We start from the raw sequence: 17,184 nt of genomic DNA, 5'->3' as shown, positions 1-17,184 counted from the left end.
TCCGCTCTGGTGATCTACCTGACCGGATTCCACCCCCTCTCCGTACTGGTCTTGTTGTTCCCGGCCTTCCCCCTGATGCTCCTGTTCGATCACCGGAAGGACATCAACAAGCTGTACTGGCGATTGCCCTACGTCAACAACTTGCTAGGCGGACTGCTGTTCTCTATAGTCGTCCTTGGTCTCGCCCTCCAAGGATGAACGGCCGGTCGACGGCCCAAGGGCGACCTCAGACCGAGCCGAGGGGAACGGTCCTGACCTCACTGTCCCTCGGTCCCCTGGACCGCCGCCATGCCCGTCGGCGGGGCTGCGGCCACCGCCTCCCTGACCAGCTCGAAGGCGTAGGAGAGCATCTGCTCCCGGACCTCCTCACCGGCCTGCCGCTTCTCCATGCGCTGGAGCATGCCGTCGACCATGGATGAGGCGACGAAGGCCAGCCTCACAGGGTCGACGTCCCGCCGTATGGAACCGTCATGGACGCCCTGCCTGATCACCGCCACCATAAGCTCGTTAACGGCCTCACCTGTGGCGGCCATCTCCTTCCCCCGCGGGCCGGAGGATCCCAGAGGGCTCTTGAACACGCTTTCGTGCAGCAGCCTCCGGTAGTCCGTGTGAGAGGACCAGAAGCGGATGTACGCGCGCCCTATGGCCATGAGCTTGTCCAGGCCCGTCCTCGCCTCCTTCACCGCCTCCTCGTACATCTCCAACGCTATGCGCATGCCGTCGTTGGCCACCGCGTAGAAGAGCTCCTCCTTGTTGGAGAAGTACATGTACACGCTGCCCTTGGCGATCTCCAGCCTGGCCGCGATCTCGTCCACGCTGGTGGAGTCGTACCCCTTCTGGAAGAATAGCTCGCGTGCGGCATCGATGATCTCCCTCTCCTTCCTCTCCCGCTCCCTCTGCCTGCGCTCCGCCGTTCCCATGTTATCGCCGGTCCCATGACATCATCGGTCTTACATCCTCACGGTACTGTTAGTCTTCCGCGCACCTCGGCGGCGAACGCGCGGGCACGCTCCAGGTCCCCCTCGCTGGGATGCCCGGCCCCGTGGGCCTCCCCGGTCATCCGGGCCCAGCGGCGCACACGGCCACGGGGGTACAGGCGAAGGAGCCTGGGCATCCACGGGACCATGCTACCCTGGCACTCGAACTCTCCCAGAAGCTCGCAGCCTGCGGCCGCCCGGCGGCAGTTCGGCACCACGGCGTCGAACTCGTCCATGCCGGCCGGCATTCCATGGGTCAGGAACAGGGCCACCTTCCTCCCCCGCGCCCTCCCCAGGAACCTCCTGGCCTTGCGGGGGGCTCCCTCCGCTATCACCGGGAACCCAGCGAATATGAGGTCATATGCGTCCAACGGGCCCACGTCGGTCATGGCCATGAGGCTGCTGTCCGGGAGCGCGGCGTGGATGGCCTCGGCCACTTTGCGCGTATTGCCCGAACTGGACAAGTACGCCACCAGGGTCCTCATGGTCTCACTCCGTGGAGGCCATGGCCACTATGCTGCGCGCGAACTCCCCTGCTCTGGTGACCTCAGCGGCATCAGGGTGGCCTAGGGTCATAGCCCGCATCCTCCCGAACTCCTGAAGCTGGGGGTTGGGGCTGCTCATGAGCGACAGGGCCACTTTCTCGGCGAGCTCTCCCTGGCAGTCGTAGACCCCCAGGACGCGGGCTGCGGCGAAGGGGGCCTGGCACTTCATCATTATCCCCTTGAGCATGTCCATCCCCGGGGGCATGGCATGGGTCACGAACAGCGCGATGTTCCTTCCCTTGGCGTTCTTCTCCACGAACTCCTTCACCGCCTCCGGCGCGCCGAACTGGTGAACCGGGAACCCGACGAACACCAGGTCGTAGTCCTCCAGGTTCTGGACCTCGCTCAGCTCCTGGAGGTCCTTGGGTCCGTCGATGTTCGCGTAGATCGTGTCCGCGAGCTTCCTGGTGTTGCCGCTCAGCGACATGTAGGTTACCAATGTCCTCATATCATCACCCTAGTGTTATGACTCTAAGTCATAATATGACTAATAATCATATAACACTATCGCTCATTGAGGCATCGATCATCATGACCTATGCTTATCCTGCGCTCGGTGTCAGGAAGCGGATCGGCGGTTCCAGGGTTATCGATCCTTAGCATCCTCTCCCACCTGGTGATGGCGCTCCCGCCGAACAGCACCCTGCGCCCCCCTTCGGGACCGGACGTCCTGAGCCTGACGATGTTGGGGGCGTCGAGGCTTGGCCCCTGCTCGATCTGCAGCAGACCTCCGTCCCACATCCCATGGTCCAGGAGGCAGTGGCCGAGGGCCGAGTTGCCAGAGCCGGTGGCGGGGTCCTCCAGGTACCCATACTTGGGGGCGAAGACCCTGGTGCGGTACCCGGACGAAGGGAGCGACGTCTCCTTGGAGAAGATGAGCACAATGTCCACCTCACGGTCCCGGCAGAAAGCTCCCAGCACTCCCAAGTCCGGCAGGGTCCGGAGCACCTCGTCGAGTCCCCTCAGAGGCACCAACAGCGTGCGGAGGCCTGCATTTATCAGCTCCATCCCTCCCTCCAAGTGGGCCTCTGGGATCCCGAGGGCGGAAGAGACCTCTCTTGAGGTCACGGTGCAGGGCAGGCGCTGCGGTTCCGGGGAGGATATGTACACCGCGTCCGATGCGTCGATATCGTCGAACACCGGCAGCTTCCCACGTCTGGTCTCGATCGTGACCACTTCCAAGGGAGGCGGTCGCGGCCCGGCATGGAGCAGGGAGTACATGCAGGCGATGGAACCGTGGCCGCAGAAATCCACCTCGCACTCCGAGGAGTAGTAGCGCAGCGTGTATGTCCCTGGCCCTCTGGGGGTGCAGAACACCACCTCGCTGACAGTCCCCTTCTGCTCTCTGGCTATCGCCTGCATCTCCTCTGGTGTCAGCTCCTGGTCCTTCTCCAGCATGACTACCCCCGCGGGGTTGCCCTCCGCGATCCCCTCAGAAAAAGCATCTATCTTCTGGTAGCGTACCTCCCTCATGCTCTCCGTCCGATGTTATCATAGGGGGCTGCCGATTTTTAATCCTTGACCCGGCGATCATCCTGCGGTCCGCGGGCAGCGTTGCCCTACATCTGCGCACTGGCGCGGCCATCGCGAGCTCTGACGGACCCATCCTTCGGCCAAGATGGGAGGGCCCAGCTAGATGACGCGTGACCTGACATCTTGGAGCCCTCATCTCGATGATCTCCGGTGAGGCTCAGGACCACGATCGTTGAAAGCATTCCTCGCTTCTCCCTCTTTGAACGTAGATACCTTTGTTCATTCGACGGGCATTTCAGTAAGGGGTCCTTCCGTCTCGCCTTATAGAAGTTATTAACATGATTTTTTTCGTTTTTTACTGGCTGTTTTTCTGAGGTCATCCAGCATATCTGAGGACACTATCCAGATGATTTTTTTATTGCACGCAGAACATGCTTCTCTTTGTTTTTTGCACCTAGGTTTTATTAAATATGAGCCTATTCTCCTTTCTGCAAGGGACAAAGCGTCCCCTATCCTATCCCCGGCCCCCCTAAAGGAGGGCTGAGCAAAATGGATAGGTCCGGCGACCGAAGGGGGTCTATTTTTGGGCTCCTCACCGAGCGCCGATCCGCGTTTAAGCGAGAACCCCCCGAAAGGAGCGTGGAACGCTTGAAAGACTACGAGACTAGCAACGCAGCCGACTATGGAGCGACCCCCCGCGGGCGTTCCTTCGGAGCCTGGTGCCCTAGGCCCTAGGCATATGGAAGTGAGCTATGAGCACGGTTAACGAGCCTGAATTGGGCGATAGGCCGCGCCGCCAGGGGTTGGCACGGCGGATCGCCGGGAGAAAGTTGAAGATTTTTATTTCGGTCCTTGTGATCGTGGGAATGGTCTTCGCACCCATCGTTTCCATTGTTTTGAACCAGAACTCCGCCCTTTCCGGATCGGAGGGGAATGACGGCACCGCCATTGAGGTGACCGAGACCGCGGCCACGGCCACGACCTCGAACGGCCCCTTCTCCCTTAACACGGCCTCATCGAACCTGACAGTTGTCCAGAAGACCGGGCTCATAACCGTGTACGCGCAGACGTACTCGCTCACTGTCGACTACCGGACGGGCGGCTATGTCACCTACAAGATCCAGCCCTACTTCACGTCCGACTACATCGTCTACCGCCGCGTGAACCCCGCCGGCCCAGGGGACGGGACGGTGGACCAGTACAACAAGGCCATGGACTATGTGAGCATGACCATATCCAAGTGGGGCCGCTCCGGCAGCACCGTGTGGTTCCTGGAGTCATGCAGCCAGTTCAGCCTGACCCAGAGCTTCACGTTCTACAAGGACTACATGGAGCTGGACACCACCTATGCTCCCGGTACGTCCAAGGTCATGACCACGTACTTCGTGGGGGAGTACTCGGCCAAAGGATCTATGTACAACCTGTACTCCGATGGCAAGAACCACCGCTACGTTCCCGGGTACCCTGAGAACTGGCCCAAGGCCAACGGTCTGGGCGGATGGTATCCGTCCTACCTGATGTACGCTCCTGCCATGGACGTCCGGGTCCCCGGACGGCAGCTGGGCGTGGAGTGGGGTTTCTCCGATACCGAGGCCTACATATCCTCACCGGTGTGGACGAAGGACATGGGCGGGGGCGGGGAATCGTTCATCGCCCTGAAGTACACCTCCCTGGACTGCAAGGTCCCGAGCATCGCTTCCGGCGTCAAGGAAACGTTCCACCAGTTCATCCGGCCGTACAAGTACACCGACGGGCTGGCGCAGGGTCACGACGAGGGCTATGCGCAGTGGGTATCGTCCAAGATCGTCAAGACCTGGGGCAGCCACAGCACCGACATATTCCCCCTGACCTTCGGGAACATGAACAACTGGGATAGCACCATCCGCAGCTACGTGGAGGGTTCCCAGATCACGGTGGCGATGCAGAGCAAGAACACCGACCAGATCAACTGGAACTACAAGTCGGCGCAGCAAATGACGCCCACGTCCAAAGCCGTTCCCAGCGCCTGGGCGCTGTACGACTCGGCGGGTCACCCGTACAAGAACACCAACGGTTACTACGTGGCCAGCGCGGCCTCGTCGGCATACCGGAACTACCTCATCAACCAGGACCAGTATAATAGTTGGTGGTGGGGTTCGACCGGAGTGTTCTTCGATCAGTGCGACTCCATCAACGGATACAATCAGCTGCTGAGCGACTACAACACCAAGCCCATGTTCGTGTACGATGGCTTCCTGAACCTGGCCAAGGAGGCCCGGGCCTCCGGGTACTGGAACTACATAATCATGAACTCGTACACCGCCCAGCTGCACCTGTCCATGGTGTGCGACCTGACGCTGGTGGAGGGCTGGAAGGCCGTGCCTTCGTACAACACTGACTTCCGGTCCCACGTGATCAGCACCATGCTGTTCGTGAACAACATCCCCGACCAGTACCGCCCGCACATCGCGGTCTACCAGAACTATGTCGCCGGCTCTGATCAGGCGGCGGTGTACTCTGCGGTCTTCGGAGCTGCCCGGTACGGGTTCTGCGTGGAGCTGCTGTCCTACTCCAGCTTCTCCAGCCAGATCCATAATCTGCAGATGGCCGAGAACATGTTCAAGGCCATGGGGGCGTCCCGTCACAAGGACCCCACCATCACCCCGGCCACGCTGGACACCGCCTCCGAGGGGACGTCGCTCACCACCAACAAGCAGGTCATCGTCGTTACCGGTTCGGGGTCCCCCGTGATCAAGGAGACGGGCGTGTACAGCAAGTACATGCTGACGAACCTGTGGAGCGCCACCAAGTCCTTCACCCTGACCCTGCCCGCCGGCACGTACGTGGCCTCGGGAGGGATGACCATATCGAGCACGGTGAAGAACTCCGATGGGACGGTGAAGCTCACCGGGACCATCTTAAAGGAGGCCACGGGGACCATAACCAAGAAATGATGAGGAGGTCCAAACCCTTTACCCATCCCCTTTCTTTTTGCATATGAGGGGATACATATTTTTACGCTGATCCCGTTGGCAGAAAGTCCAGCCCTGGCATGTCGTGCCGTGCTCGACGCCGAGAGCGGGACGGTAGAGGTGTGGCATGAAGATCGAGGTGCTGGTCATCGGGTGCGCAAAGTGCAAACGGTTGGAGAGGAACGTCCAGCAGGCTTTGGATGAGCTGGGCATGGTAGAGGAGATAGAGCGGATCGAGGACATCGAGGAGATAAAGAGGCGCGGGACCATGCGCGTGCCGATACTCTACATCAACGGAGAGATGAAGGCCGTGGGCATGGTGCCCAGCGTGGAGGACATCAAGTCCATGCTCACCTCCACCTCCGGATGACGGCATTCCTTTCTACGAGCTCAGATTATCTGGGTCAGGCCCACCTCGAGCCTCAGCTGGTTCACATCGATGATCTCGTCCCTTTCCAGGAGCGATACCCCTGCCATTGGCCCCAGCACCTCCACGGCAATTATCTTCTGAGGGTGCCGAAGGTCCACCTTCCCCTTGAGAATGGGCTCCGTTAAAAGGAGCATCAGCTCCTCGGAGTGTTTGGGGTGATGACGCTTGTGCACGTGCATCTTCCAGCTCTCATGTTCGCCGATGCCTTCAGCGGCCTCCTTCACCGCTTCGATCAGGGCCTCATCGGTCGCCTCCACCCAAGTGTCCACGGGCACCCAGTGGAAGGTGTGGTAGAGCATCTCGGGAGCGTCCATGAACTCCCTCCTGATGCCTCTTATCAGCTCCTTGACGTCTCCGTCCACCTGCACACAGAACACCCCGTTCACGCACGAATGCTCCATGTCCTCGATGGCATACCCGGCCCTCTCTATCCTGTTCCTTACCTCCCTCTCCGCCGTTCCTGCCTGGTTGGGATGGAAGGTAACCAGTAGGTTGTATCTTTCCATCTGGACCACCGAATTTAACTTCGGCTGGCGGTTATTGATGCTTTTGATGATGCTCCCGTCTTCTTACGAAGGAAAAAAGTGATGGCACATGCACGATCACCCTCATGGCGTTCGTGACCGCTTGGGTTTTGAGGGTCGTCGCGGCGTCAGGGGCAGAGATTATCTCTTGGAAGGCGATTATCTTACTCTGCCGTCAGGGACCGGTAGAGAGCGGGGTCACACGAATGGACGAGATCAGGGCGGGACCAAAGAACGACAATCTGGGCTGCTTCTTGAGGATGGTATCCATCGAGCACCTCCAAGAGCTTAGGGCAGAGGTCGAGGAGCAGCATCGGCAGGGGCGGTTCGAGGAGGCCTTCTATCAGGAGCTGATGACCAAGATCAGCTTCGACGTTCCCCCGGAACTGCCGGATGCCCAGACCATACTGGTGGTCTCCCGGCCGCAGCCCTCCCTGTCCGTGAGCGTGCGATGGAAAGGAGAGGACATACCTCTGACCGTCCCCCCTGGCTACGCCGATGCCGAGGATACGGACGATCTGGCCTTGGCGGCTTTGAACAACCTGCTTAAACCGGGGCCGTACCGGTATGTGAAGGCCCGCCTTCCGCTGAGGCTGCTGGCGGCCCGCAGCGGGCTTGTCAAGTACGGCAGGAACAACATCACCTACCTGCCGAGGTTCGGGAGCTTCCACCGCCTCACCGCCTTCTACAGCGACGCCCCCTGCCACGAGGACCAGTGGCAGGAGTTGGAGCAGCTCTCTGGATGCGACGGGTGCGATGCCTGCCTGAGGGCATGCCCCACCGGCGCCATCGCGGAGGGGCAGTTCATGATGCGGGCCGAGAGGTGCCTGACCCAGCTCAATGAGAAAGACACATCCGAGCCGTTTCCTGATTGGGTCGATCCCATGGCGCACAACTCCCTGGTGGGATGCCTGCGCTGCCAGCGGGTGTGCCCCTACAACAAGAACGTGGTGTACTGGTCCTCGGACCGGGGTTCGCTCTCAGAGGAGGAGACCGCTCTATTGCTGAGCGGAAGGCGCACAGGGGATGACGTGCGCGCCTTGGAGGTCAAGCTAAAGGGGATGGGACTGAGCCTCTCGTACTTCCCCCGGAACCTCGCCGCCCTACTGGACAACAGGGATGAGGTCTGAGGCCTGCCCCGTCCGTTCGTGCGTTCATCGCTCTCCCGCGAGGTACGTGACCGTTAAGGATAGGGTTCGACCAAGTGAGGTCGGTCAGAGACCCGCCGGTCCTGGAAGCCCTAGTAAAATGATATAAATAATATACATTCAAATGGGGGCTCCGAGGCCGTTACGCGGGCGGGCGAATACGTTGCGATATTTGAGATAAAAATCAAATGCCGTCTAGATATTTGACGAATTGACTTATTGTTGAAATCTATAAAAAAGATTTTTAATGAAGATTGTCTAGGTGTATCGATGGGTTCCACGGAGAACAGGGGACTGAGAGGGGTCAAGGCCGCCACCTCCCACATCAGCATGGTGGATGGTGAGGCAGGCAGGTTGTTATACCGAGGGTACACCATCGAGGACCTTGCGAGATACTCATCCTTCGAGGAGGTCGCCTACCTCCTGATACACGGCCGCCTTCCCAGGAGGGAGGAGCTGGAGGATTTCTCTCAGGACCTGATCTCCCATCGCAGGGTCCCCAGTGCCCTCGTCGCCTCGCTGGACATGCTGCCGTTGGACACTCCGCCCATGGCCATATTGCAGGCGGGGGTAGCCCTCATATCGGGCTACGACCCCGAACGCTTCGACGAGTCCCGAGAGGCCAACCAGCGCAAGGCCATGAGGACCATCGCGGTGATGCCTACGATCATCGCGGCGTGGAAGCGGCTGGTCAACAACCAGGGTTCTGTGGAGCCAAGGGACGACCTGTCGCACGCTGCCAACTTTCTGTACATGACCCGGGGGAGGGAGTTCCGTGACGAGGCGGTGAGGTTCATGGATGTGGCCATGATACTTCACGCGGACCACACCTTCAACGCCTCCACCTTCGCCACCAGGGTCGTCGCTTCCACCGGTGCGGACCTATACTCATCGATCGCGGCCGGGATCGGGGCATTGTCCGGGCCGCTGCACGGAGGCGCCAACGCCCAGGTCATGAGAAACCTCCTGGACACCAAGGACCCGGATAGCGTGGAGGCCTGGGTGGAGGACCAGTTCAAGCGCGGGAAGAGGGTCTCGGGGATGGGCCACGCGGTCTACAAGACCATCGATCCCCGGGCACGCATACTGCAGTACATGGCCAGGCAGATCACCACCGACTATCCCGAGTACCGGTGGTACGAGATGACCGAGCGCATGGCCATGGCCACGCAGAAGGAGTTCCTGAAGAAGAAGGGGAAGGAGATCTACCCCAATGTCGATCTCTACAGCGCTTCCATGTACCACGCCATGGGAATACACCACGACTTCTTCCCCGCGGTGTTCGCCATGTCCCGCTCCGCGGGATGGTGCGCACACATCCTGGAGGAAAAGTTTCCCGAGCCCCCGGTGAGGCCCGCTCTCTACCGGCCAACGAGCGTCTACGTGGGCAAGGTCGATCAGGAGTACATACCCATAGACGAGAGATGATCTCCAGGGACCGCTCCGGCAATGAAGAACGGTCAGGCAGGTTCTATCGCTCATCAATGGCTAAACATGAGGGAACGGAAATGACGGAGATGCAATGGGACCTGTCGGTTCTGGTGGACAGCACCGACCCTGAAGGTATAAAGTCACAGCTGGAGGAGTTCGTGGAAGAATCCTCAAGGTTCGCGGAGCTCTACCGCGGCCGCATCCAAGGCCTCTCGGCCGGAGAACTGAAGGGCTTGCTTGATGCCAAGGACTCCCTCTCGCTGAAGTACGAGGGAGTGTTGACCTACTGCTCCCTCCGCTTCCAGGCCGACCAGGGGGATCCCGTGGCCACCTCCCTCAATGATGCCAGTTCTCGTGCGGCGAACCGGGTAGGGCAAAATATGGCCTTCCTGAGCATTGACCTCGGAAAGCTTCTTCTCTCCCGGCCAGAGCTGGTCCAGGATCCCGTCCTGGCAGAGTACCGTCACTACCTGGAGAGGTACCTGCGGTCGGCTCCTCACTTCCTGTCGGAGAGCGAGGAGAAGATAATCATAGCCAAGGACCGCTCCGGCATCCGGGCCTGGACCAAGCTGCAGAGCAAGTGGTTGAGCGCCAAGACCTTCCGCCCGATGTTCGACGGCAAGGAGGTCCCGCTGACCATCGGGGAGGCGGTCCCGTACATCTACAGCCCTGACCGCGAGGTCCGCAGGGCCGTCTATCATGCACTGGGCAGCACCCTGGGGGAAGATCAGCTGCTGTGGTCCGATGCCCTGAGGGCCATATGGACGGACCACCAGGAGATGTGCCGGCTGCGCCACTATCCCTCGACCCTCACCCCCAGCCTCATCGACAACGACGTCGAGGAGGGGACGATCATGACCCTCATGGAGGTGGTGAGGAGGAACGCCTCGGTGTGCCAGCGCTACTTCCGGCTCAAAGCATCACTGCTAGGCCTGGACGTACTGGGAAACTGGGACCTGAGGGCCCCGCTACCGGACGCCAGGGACGAGGTCCGCTCCTGGCAGGAGGCGAAGGAGCTCCTGATCTCGGTGTATTCGGGGTTCGATCCTCAGTACGGCCAGTGGGTGCAGGAGATGTTCGACCTGCGGCGCCTGGACGGGGAGCTGCGGAAGGGGAAGAGAACAGGGGCGTTCTGCGACACCTGGGTGCATGGCCGGTCCGCCTTCATTCTCTCCAGCTTCAACGGCCACATCAACGACGTCTACACCCTGGCACACGAGCTGGGGCACGGGGTGCACGCGTATCTCTACACGAGGGCCCAGAACCCCAGCAACTGCCAGGTCAGCCTGTGCGTGGCAGAGTGCGGGAGCATGTTCGGGGAGCTTCTGCTCACCGAGCGGCTGCTGCGGGAAGCGGGGACGAAGGAGGAGAAGAGGCAGCTCTTGGTAAAGGTGCTCAACAGCTTTACCCAGGTGGTGTTCCAGGAAGGGTTCCGCTTCTTCTTCGAGATGGAGCTGGCCAAGGCCGTGGACGAGGGCGGGTACCTGGATGGGGAGACCATCTCGGGAATGTGGGTGGATGCGCAGCGTTCGATATACGGTACCTCGGTGGAGTATCTGCCGGAGAACAGGTGGGACTGGGCGAGATTCCCGCACCATTATTTCTCGGACATCCGTTTCTACGAATATCCGTATGTGTTTGCGCAGCTGTTCGTCTTCGCCCTGTACCGCCTGTACAAGGAGCAGGGAAGGGAGTTCGTGCCCCGGCTGAAAAACCTCCTGTCGGCCGGATCGAGCCGGTCGGCGGCGGAACTGGCAGCGGAGCTGGGCTTCGACATAAACGAGGAGGGGTTCTGGCAGAAGGGCATCGACCAGGCCGAGGAGTACCTTATGCAGCTGGAGGAGCTTAGCTAGGTACGGCCAGATCTGAAGCACGAGTATGGAGGAGGTCGGAGACGTTCAGTAGACCCTGCTCGTTTGATGCCCGGACCAATGGTCCATGCACACAGCGGTTCAGGGGCCACTTCCGTCCATAGACCCGACCGGTGCGGCATCCCAGGCCTTTACCGGCTCACTCCAGTTCGTTCAGCTCCTTCTTGAGCCGGTCGAGCTGTCCCTTGTCCCTGGATGCCTGCTCCACGATGCACTTGATGACATTCTCGCCGAACTTATCGCTCAGGCTCTGGAGCACGTCTAATATAGCAGAGCGCTCGAACTCGTCCCTTTCCATGTCAGGCCAGTAGACGTAGTACAGGCCGCCCTTGCCGCTCTTGACCTCGCGGTCCAGAAGACCCTTCTCGAAGAGGCGGTTCATGGTGGTCATGATCGTGGTGTACGCCAGTCTGTTGTCCTCACCCATGGCCTTATGGACCTCCCTTACCGTGAGAGGGCGGTCCTCAGCCTCCCAGATGGTGTCCAGGACCTTGGCCTCCAGGGGCCCAAGGAAGGAGTCCGTCCTTGACCCTTCGATGTTGTACTGGGGGAGCTTGCTCTTCTCCTTGCGACTCATCTATATGGGCTATTATGGAGCATAGTAGCTATATAGTCTTTTAAAAAACTCAGCCACCTCATCCTGCTGGATGAGGGAACGTGATGATGCGACGATGGCACTAGACGTTGATCTCCTTGAGCACCCGCAAAGCCTCGCTGATATGCTTCCTAGGCTTCATCTGGGAGGTGAACACCATCCTGATGACGCCCTGCCGGTCGATCAGGTACGTGATACGACCCGGTGTCCGCCCCGCCCCCCAGGCACCGTACAGGTCCCGGACCTTGTTGTCAGGATCGCTCAATAACGTGAACGGCAGCTCGTGCTCCTCAGCGAACTTCTTGTGGGTTTCCACAGAATCGGACGAAACTCCGATCACATCGGCCCCGTTCTTCATGAACTCCTCGTGCATCTCCCGGAACTCATGGGCCTGCATGGTGCAGCCAGCGCTGAAGTCCTTGGGGTAGAAGTACACCACCAGGGCCCTTTTCCCCTCCATCTGTCCAACGTCCACCATATTACCGTTCTGGTCCATCAGGGAGAACGCAGGTGCCACATCTCCCACCTTCAAGTGCTTAGCCATTTCTCTGTCCTCCGTTAGAATATTCCTCCTCTTTACTATGGTCATTCAACACTTAAGAAAAGTGCCTGTTATGCGATGGAGCTGGTCCATCCCTTCCCTGGGCCTTGTTTCCCCAAGACGAGGCGATCGATATGCGGTACCCGGTCTGACAAGAAGGGGCCATCAATTTACTCGATCCATTGTTCGAAAAAAGGAAGTAAAAAAGGACATGAGGCTACTTGATCGGCCATACCAGCCTGGTCATCAGCTTCTCGGCAGGCACCTCATCCGGGCTGTTAAGGTATTCCTCCCACATGTAGTCCGCTGGCTCGTAGCCGTTGGTTTTAATCCACTCCATCATCTTGTTGTAGGTTTCGACGATCTTGTCGTAAGGGCCCATATGCATACCCACCACTGCCTTGACGGCAGGCAGCTCCAACGGCTTGACACGTCCCTTGGTGACCGCATTTCCCGCCACGGGGAAACCTACGTCCATGTCCGTCTCATCGTCCGACCAGGAGTGGTAGAGAGCGAACGGCGGACCTGCACACTGAACATCCTTCTGGAGGATGGGCATGAGCTCTCCGAACATCCTCCCCATTGCCTGTGGTATGTCCTGCATCTTCACCTTCTCTCGTATGGAGATGGCTGTCTGCGCTTTGGTCGTGATTACCTCGAATTCTCCCATGTCATTCACAATGAGAAAGCATAGATATGAAGGATTTCGGGGGAGGTAAGCGAAAGTGCACACCGCTCAATGGGGACCAGGCTCAGATAATCAAGGTGAAAGTGCAAACATCATGACGGATCGATCCCTGTCCAGAACACCCTCGTGGCACCCTCTCATCCCTGGCCTCTGTCCTGGACTTCCATAAAAAAGGTGGGATCGTTTACATGCGCCCCATCCTGGACCAGCTTGGACAATGGACGTGTTACGATCAACAAGCATCTAAAAATGAGCCCAGCATCCTTTATCCTTTAACACACATCTCCTGATCACAACAAGGAGCTTAATTGGAGTTGGGTAGTTGGTCATCAAATTCGAATACGTCCATGAGTTCAAAGATGCATCTATAGAAAAAGTGCTGAGCAGAATACTCGCTTGGCTTGGCAAGGAAGGAGCTCAGAAGGTCAAGAGCACGGGCCCCGCGAGCATCGAGGCGATGCATGGAACGTTCAAGACCATGAAGCCTCACGAGCGCGATGGCAAGAAGAAGCTCAGCTTTGTCCTGAACTCATCTGGACGGAATGTCATAGTAAGCGTTACCGCAAGGCCCTCCATAGCCATACTGGACAACATCTCCCTTAGAATGGAGGAGACCAGGGCGAATTGGGGATCCCTTCTCGAGGAGCTTTGGTCGAGCATCGAGGTGAGCGCTGCCATCAAAGATCGAGAGAGAAAGGCTCCAAAGCAAAATATTCTTGACTTTGAGAAGGAGGAACGGAGGTCGGAGGCGATGAAGAAGGGCGGAAAGATCCTTGCTTTCATAGGTGCCCTGGACCTTGTGACCTTCTCCACCATCGCCATCATCTTCTATGCTCTGGAGATCGACGTGCCGCTCATCCTCTTCACAATACCCATCATCGCCGCCATCGTCCTCCTCATATTGGGCTTCATGAGGTTGAGGGGGCCGTCAACAAGGACGATCTGATCATCTCGATCTAAGCGACCTCTGCCTTTGATAAGTGCTGATGCAGCATGGACGCTCGGTGACGATCAGTGACCCCATAAAAAGGTCAGGCGGGAGTTCTTGTCACTGTTCCCGCCTGGCATTCTCATTTCCGTAACCCCGTAGCGGGTCACGCGCCTCTCCATTTCTTGCCGCCTCTATAGCATCCACCGGGTCTCTGCACGACCAACCTCATCCGTATCTGGTGAAGACCTTCTTCTCCTCCCTGACCGGAACTCTGGGATGGCCAGCGGTCTCGGTTCGATACCTTACAGGCATAACCTCTGAGCGAGCGCTCGGGGTTCCCATTCCCTCAGCTGTCTTCAGGGTCTGCTGCTTCATCTCCATTCTCTCACCTCGTGCCGAGCACCAACGGCAAATGCCGATGCATGCATCGGCAATCCTCAATTCAGCTGAGAGATATTTGTTGGTTTCACTTTTCGTTCGTCGCCAATCGCTGTAAGTATCTAACTTGGAAAAGGTCTAGAGGTCAAAGGCATCAGGGGTCGGTCCAGTATGATCTCCCTCAGACCATACCTCATCCCTTAATAAGGGTTAACTCGGTTCCGGCCTGGTGACAAATTGACCGTAACAAGCGTTCATCGTCCCCAGGCCGTCCTGGCTCTAGTCGTTTTGGAAGTGTTCTTTGGAGTGATGGGCATCATCAGCGGACTGCTCCTTATGGCTGACCCCAGCGGCTCGCTGATCGGATTCCCATCCTCCGTCGTGGAGAAGATCCCCTTCCAAAACTTCTTCCTGGTGGGCCTGTTCCTCTTCGTTATCTTCGGACTGTATCCCCTGCTCCTCGCTCATGGTGCCTGGGGGAAGGAGGAGCTGTTCTTCAAGGAGATCAGCAGGGCCGGCGGTATCCATTGGTCCTGGCAGGGCGGGATGGCCCTCATTGCCATTCTAGTGGGGTGGCTGTTCGTGGAGAACCTCCTGATCGGTCTGGACTATCCGGCCACGTACATGACCATCGCGTTAGGCCTCGCCATTTTCATAGCATTGATCATGCCCTCCACCAGGAGGTACTTCGCAGAAGGTTATGCGGGTAAAGGCAACAGCTAGGTAAAGTTACCTAATGGGTAATGTGCCTGGATACGGATCCTTGAGGTCCAGGGTAAGAGATTCAAAACCTCATGCCGCTAGCTCACCTGTGCTGGTCTCAGATGCCCTGCATTTCTAAGGTTCTTATTCAGCGAGTGCTTGGGAACCGCGTGAGAGGTACGGCCAACCGATCGGTCAAACATAGTAAAAATTCTTATTTGCGCTCCATTAACAAGAAAAATGAGTTCGAATGGTTTTCGTCAATGCTCGGGCGCGTTCTGGCACCATGAAAAAAACCTTTACCCTGAGTCCATGGGGGAGCCAATAGTTATTTATTCTAAGCTACATTAAGGCGATTACCTAAAAAAGGTGTTTAGATGGTAGAATTCAAAGCTGTCATCAATGATGTCAAGACCGGTAAGTCGTACCAGGTCCCTGTCGCCGGCCATCATGCCAACTCCCTTATCGGAAAGAAGATCGGGGATGTCGTGGACGGTATCTTTGTTAGCCTTCCCGGATACAAGTTGACGATCGCAGGAGGTAGCGACAAGGACGGAGTGCCCATGCGCTCTGACCTGCCTGGTGTAAGGAGAAAGAACATCCTGTTGTCCGATGGCATCGGCTTCGCTGCCCCCGTGGATGGAATGAGGCGCCGCAAGCTGGTCCGCGGGAACACTATCTCCCCTGAGAACACTCAGATAAACATGACCATTTCCGCCGTCGGTTCCAAGACGGTCGAGGAACTGCTCCCTAAGAAAGAGGAGAAGAAATGAAGGTGTCCCAGCAGCCCGAGGTCAATATCGGGATGATCGGCCACGTCGACCACGGCAAGACAACCCTCACCAGGGCCTTGAGCGAGGAGTGGACGGACCGTCACTCGGAGGAGATCAAGAGAGGCATCTCCATTCGACTGGGCTATGCTGATACCGCTTTCTATCGTTGCAAGAAGTGCAATAAGTACACGACGAAGGCAATGTGCCCGGAGTGTAATGAGGAGGCCGAGTTCCTCCGCGCCATCTCTTTTGTCGACGCTCCCGGCCACGAGACGCTGATGGCCACCATGCTCTCGGGCGCGGCCATGATGCAGGGCGCGTTACTACTGGTCGCGGCCAACGAGCATTGCCCGCAGCCCCAGACCAAGGAGCATCTGATGGCCCTGACGATCATCGGGGTCGATAAGATCATCATCGTGCAGAACAAGATCGACATCGTGACCAAGGAAGAGGCCTTGGAGAACTACCGTGAGATCAAGCGCTTCGTCAAGGGGACCATCGCCGAGAACGCCCCCATAATTCCAGTTTCCGCCCACCACGATGTGAACATCGACAAGCTTATCGAGACCATCGAGACCCACATCCCCACACCGAAGTATGACAGCTCCAAGACGCCGATGATGTACATCGCCCGGTCCTTCGACATAAACGTGCCCGGGTCCTTCCCCGATTCGTTGAAGGGCGGAGTGCTTGGCGGTTCCCTCACACAGGGGACACTGGAGGTCGGGGATGAGATCGAGGTCCTTCCTGGCCGGAAGGTCGAGGTCAGCGGCAAGACCTCGTGGGAGAAGATCACCACGACCATACAATCTCTGCACACCGGTAACACCACTCTGAGCACCGCGCGTCCCGGTGGTCTGATCGCCATCGGCACCAAGCTGGATCCCGCGCTCACCAAGTCCGATGGCTTGACGGGAAGGCTGCTCGGAAAGCCCGGCACCCTGCCACCGGTCGTTCATAAGTTCGTAATGAACACCCACCTCCTGGAGAGGGTCGTGGGTGCCGCCGAGGATCTGATCGTCGAGAACATCAAGACCAATGAGCCCCTCATGCTGAGCATCGGCACCGCCACCACCGTAGGCATAGTCACCAGCGCCCGCGGTAACGAGTCCGAGGTGGCCCTGAAGATCCCGGTATGTGCGCTCAAGGACCAGAGGGTCGCCATATCCAGACGCATATCTGGAAAGTGGCGCCTCATCGGCTACGGCATAATCCAGTAGGCATTT

19 protein-coding genes are annotated in these 17,184 nt (G+C 58.4%); 10 read left to right on the top strand and 9 right to left on the bottom strand.

The annotated features are described in order from the left end of the window. Window positions 1–198, top strand: a 198-nt coding sequence (locus GXX95_07480) for a prenyltransferase (protein NLT37983.1), incomplete at its 5' end; no start/stop codon positions are given. Between the two features lie 59 nt (window positions 199–257). Here GXX95_07480 and GXX95_07475 read toward each other — a convergent pair. Genes GXX95_07475 through GXX95_07460 form a run of 4 tightly spaced genes read right to left on the bottom strand, consistent with a single transcriptional unit; the run spans window position 258 to window position 2,995 of the window. Continuing rightward, complete coding sequence (locus GXX95_07475; GenBank protein NLT37982.1) at window positions 258–920, bottom strand: helix-turn-helix transcriptional regulator; 663 nt, start codon at window positions 918–920, stop codon at window positions 258–260. Between the two features lie 38 nt (window positions 921–958). After that, window positions 959–1,462 (bottom strand): hypothetical protein, encoded by a 504-nt coding sequence (locus tag GXX95_07470; protein ID NLT37981.1) that lies wholly within the window; start codon window positions 1,460–1,462, stop codon window positions 959–961. Window positions 1,463–1,466: 4 nt separating this feature from the next. Next, window positions 1,467–1,970 (bottom strand): flavodoxin, encoded by a 504-nt coding sequence (locus GXX95_07465; GenBank protein NLT37980.1) that lies wholly within the window; start codon window positions 1,968–1,970, stop codon window positions 1,467–1,469. 56 nt (window positions 1,971–2,026) lie between these two features. Beyond that, a complete protein-coding gene (locus GXX95_07460; protein ID NLT37979.1) occupies window positions 2,027–2,995 on the bottom strand; it encodes a PhzF family phenazine biosynthesis protein in 969 nt (322 codons plus the stop codon). 752 nt (window positions 2,996–3,747) lie between these two features. Here GXX95_07460 and GXX95_07455 point away from each other — a divergent pair. Together GXX95_07455 and GXX95_07450 are read left to right on the top strand one after the other, a co-directional pair. After that, entirely contained in the window at window positions 3,748–5,928 is a 2,181-nt protein-coding gene (locus GXX95_07455) for a hypothetical protein (GenBank protein NLT37978.1), read from the top strand. A 145-nt stretch (window positions 5,929–6,073) separates the two neighbouring features. Then, a complete protein-coding gene (locus GXX95_07450) occupies window positions 6,074–6,316 on the top strand; it encodes a thioredoxin family protein (protein NLT37977.1) in 243 nt (80 codons plus the stop codon). 20 nt (window positions 6,317–6,336) lie between these two features. Here the strand turns inward: GXX95_07450 and GXX95_07445 are convergent, their stop codons facing one another. Next, on the bottom strand, window positions 6,337–6,882 hold the full coding sequence (locus GXX95_07445) for a hypothetical protein (protein ID NLT37976.1): 546 nt from the start codon (window positions 6,880–6,882) through the stop codon (window positions 6,337–6,339). A gap of 224 nt (window positions 6,883–7,106) precedes the next feature. Here GXX95_07445 and GXX95_07440 point away from each other — a divergent pair, with 224 nt between their 5' ends. The 3 genes from GXX95_07440 to GXX95_07430 all read left to right on the top strand — a co-directional run bounded on the left by GXX95_07440 (window position 7,107) and on the right by GXX95_07430 (window position 11,332). Next, entirely contained in the window at window positions 7,107–8,030 is a 924-nt protein-coding gene (locus GXX95_07440; protein ID NLT37975.1) for a hypothetical protein, read from the top strand. A 288-nt stretch (window positions 8,031–8,318) separates the two neighbouring features. Beyond that, window positions 8,319–9,476: a citrate (Si)-synthase gene (locus tag GXX95_07435; protein ID NLT37974.1), complete on the top strand. Its 1,158-nt coding sequence runs from the start codon at window positions 8,319–8,321 to the stop codon at window positions 9,474–9,476. A 56-nt stretch (window positions 9,477–9,532) separates the two neighbouring features. Then, window positions 9,533–11,332 carry a M3 family oligoendopeptidase gene (locus tag GXX95_07430; protein ID NLT37973.1) on the top strand — a complete coding sequence of 600 codons (1,800 nt, stop codon included), beginning with the start codon at window positions 9,533–9,535 and terminating at the stop codon, window positions 11,330–11,332. Window positions 11,333–11,489: 157 nt separating this feature from the next. Here GXX95_07430 and GXX95_07425 read toward each other — a convergent pair whose 3' ends face one another. The 3 genes from GXX95_07425 to GXX95_07415 all read right to left on the bottom strand — a co-directional run bounded on the left by GXX95_07425 (window position 11,490) and on the right by GXX95_07415 (window position 13,156). After that, a complete protein-coding gene (locus GXX95_07425) occupies window positions 11,490–11,927 on the bottom strand; it encodes a BlaI/MecI/CopY family transcriptional regulator (protein ID NLT37972.1) in 438 nt (145 codons plus the stop codon). Between the two features lie 100 nt (window positions 11,928–12,027). Next, window positions 12,028–12,489, bottom strand: a complete 462-nt coding sequence (locus GXX95_07420) for a peroxiredoxin (GenBank protein ID NLT37971.1) — start codon at window positions 12,487–12,489, stop codon at window positions 12,028–12,030. 214 nt (window positions 12,490–12,703) lie between these two features. Beyond that, complete coding sequence (locus GXX95_07415; GenBank protein ID NLT37970.1) at window positions 12,704–13,156, bottom strand: GyrI-like domain-containing protein; 453 nt, start codon at window positions 13,154–13,156, stop codon at window positions 12,704–12,706. Between the two features lie 340 nt (window positions 13,157–13,496). On the opposite strand from GXX95_07415, the gene GXX95_07410 reads away from it, so the two are divergent. Then, the gene (locus tag GXX95_07410) at window positions 13,497–14,120 is read left to right on the top strand and encodes a hypothetical protein (protein NLT37969.1); all 624 of its coding nucleotides are present in this window, start codon (window positions 13,497–13,499) and stop codon (window positions 14,118–14,120) included. A 210-nt stretch (window positions 14,121–14,330) separates the two neighbouring features. Here GXX95_07410 and GXX95_07405 read toward each other — a convergent pair whose 3' ends face one another. Then, window positions 14,331–14,486: a hypothetical protein gene (locus tag GXX95_07405; protein ID NLT37968.1), complete on the bottom strand. Its 156-nt coding sequence runs from the start codon at window positions 14,484–14,486 to the stop codon at window positions 14,331–14,333. A 234-nt stretch (window positions 14,487–14,720) separates the two neighbouring features. Between GXX95_07405 and GXX95_07400 the strand changes: the two genes are divergently transcribed. From GXX95_07400 to GXX95_07390, 3 genes are all read left to right on the top strand, one after another. Further along, on the top strand, window positions 14,721–15,206 hold the full coding sequence (locus GXX95_07400) for a hypothetical protein (GenBank protein NLT37967.1): 486 nt from the start codon (window positions 14,721–14,723) through the stop codon (window positions 15,204–15,206). A gap of 356 nt (window positions 15,207–15,562) precedes the next feature. Further along, window positions 15,563–15,958 carry a 30S ribosomal protein S6e gene (locus tag GXX95_07395; protein ID NLT37966.1) on the top strand — a complete coding sequence of 132 codons (396 nt, stop codon included), beginning with the start codon at window positions 15,563–15,565 and terminating at the stop codon, window positions 15,956–15,958. Continuing rightward, on the top strand, window positions 15,955–17,178 hold the full coding sequence (locus tag GXX95_07390; protein ID NLT37965.1) for a translation initiation factor IF-2 subunit gamma: 1,224 nt from the start codon (window positions 15,955–15,957) through the stop codon (window positions 17,176–17,178). Before GXX95_07395 ends, GXX95_07390 begins: the two co-directional genes overlap by 4 nt. Window positions 17,179–17,184 lie beyond the last annotated feature (6 nt).

It is taken from the genome of Methanomassiliicoccus sp. (assembly GCA_012719175.1).
Taxonomy (GTDB): domain Archaea; phylum Thermoplasmatota; class Thermoplasmata; order Methanomassiliicoccales; family Methanomassiliicoccaceae; genus UBA6.
This window is presented reverse-complemented; position numbering and strand designations above follow the sequence as displayed.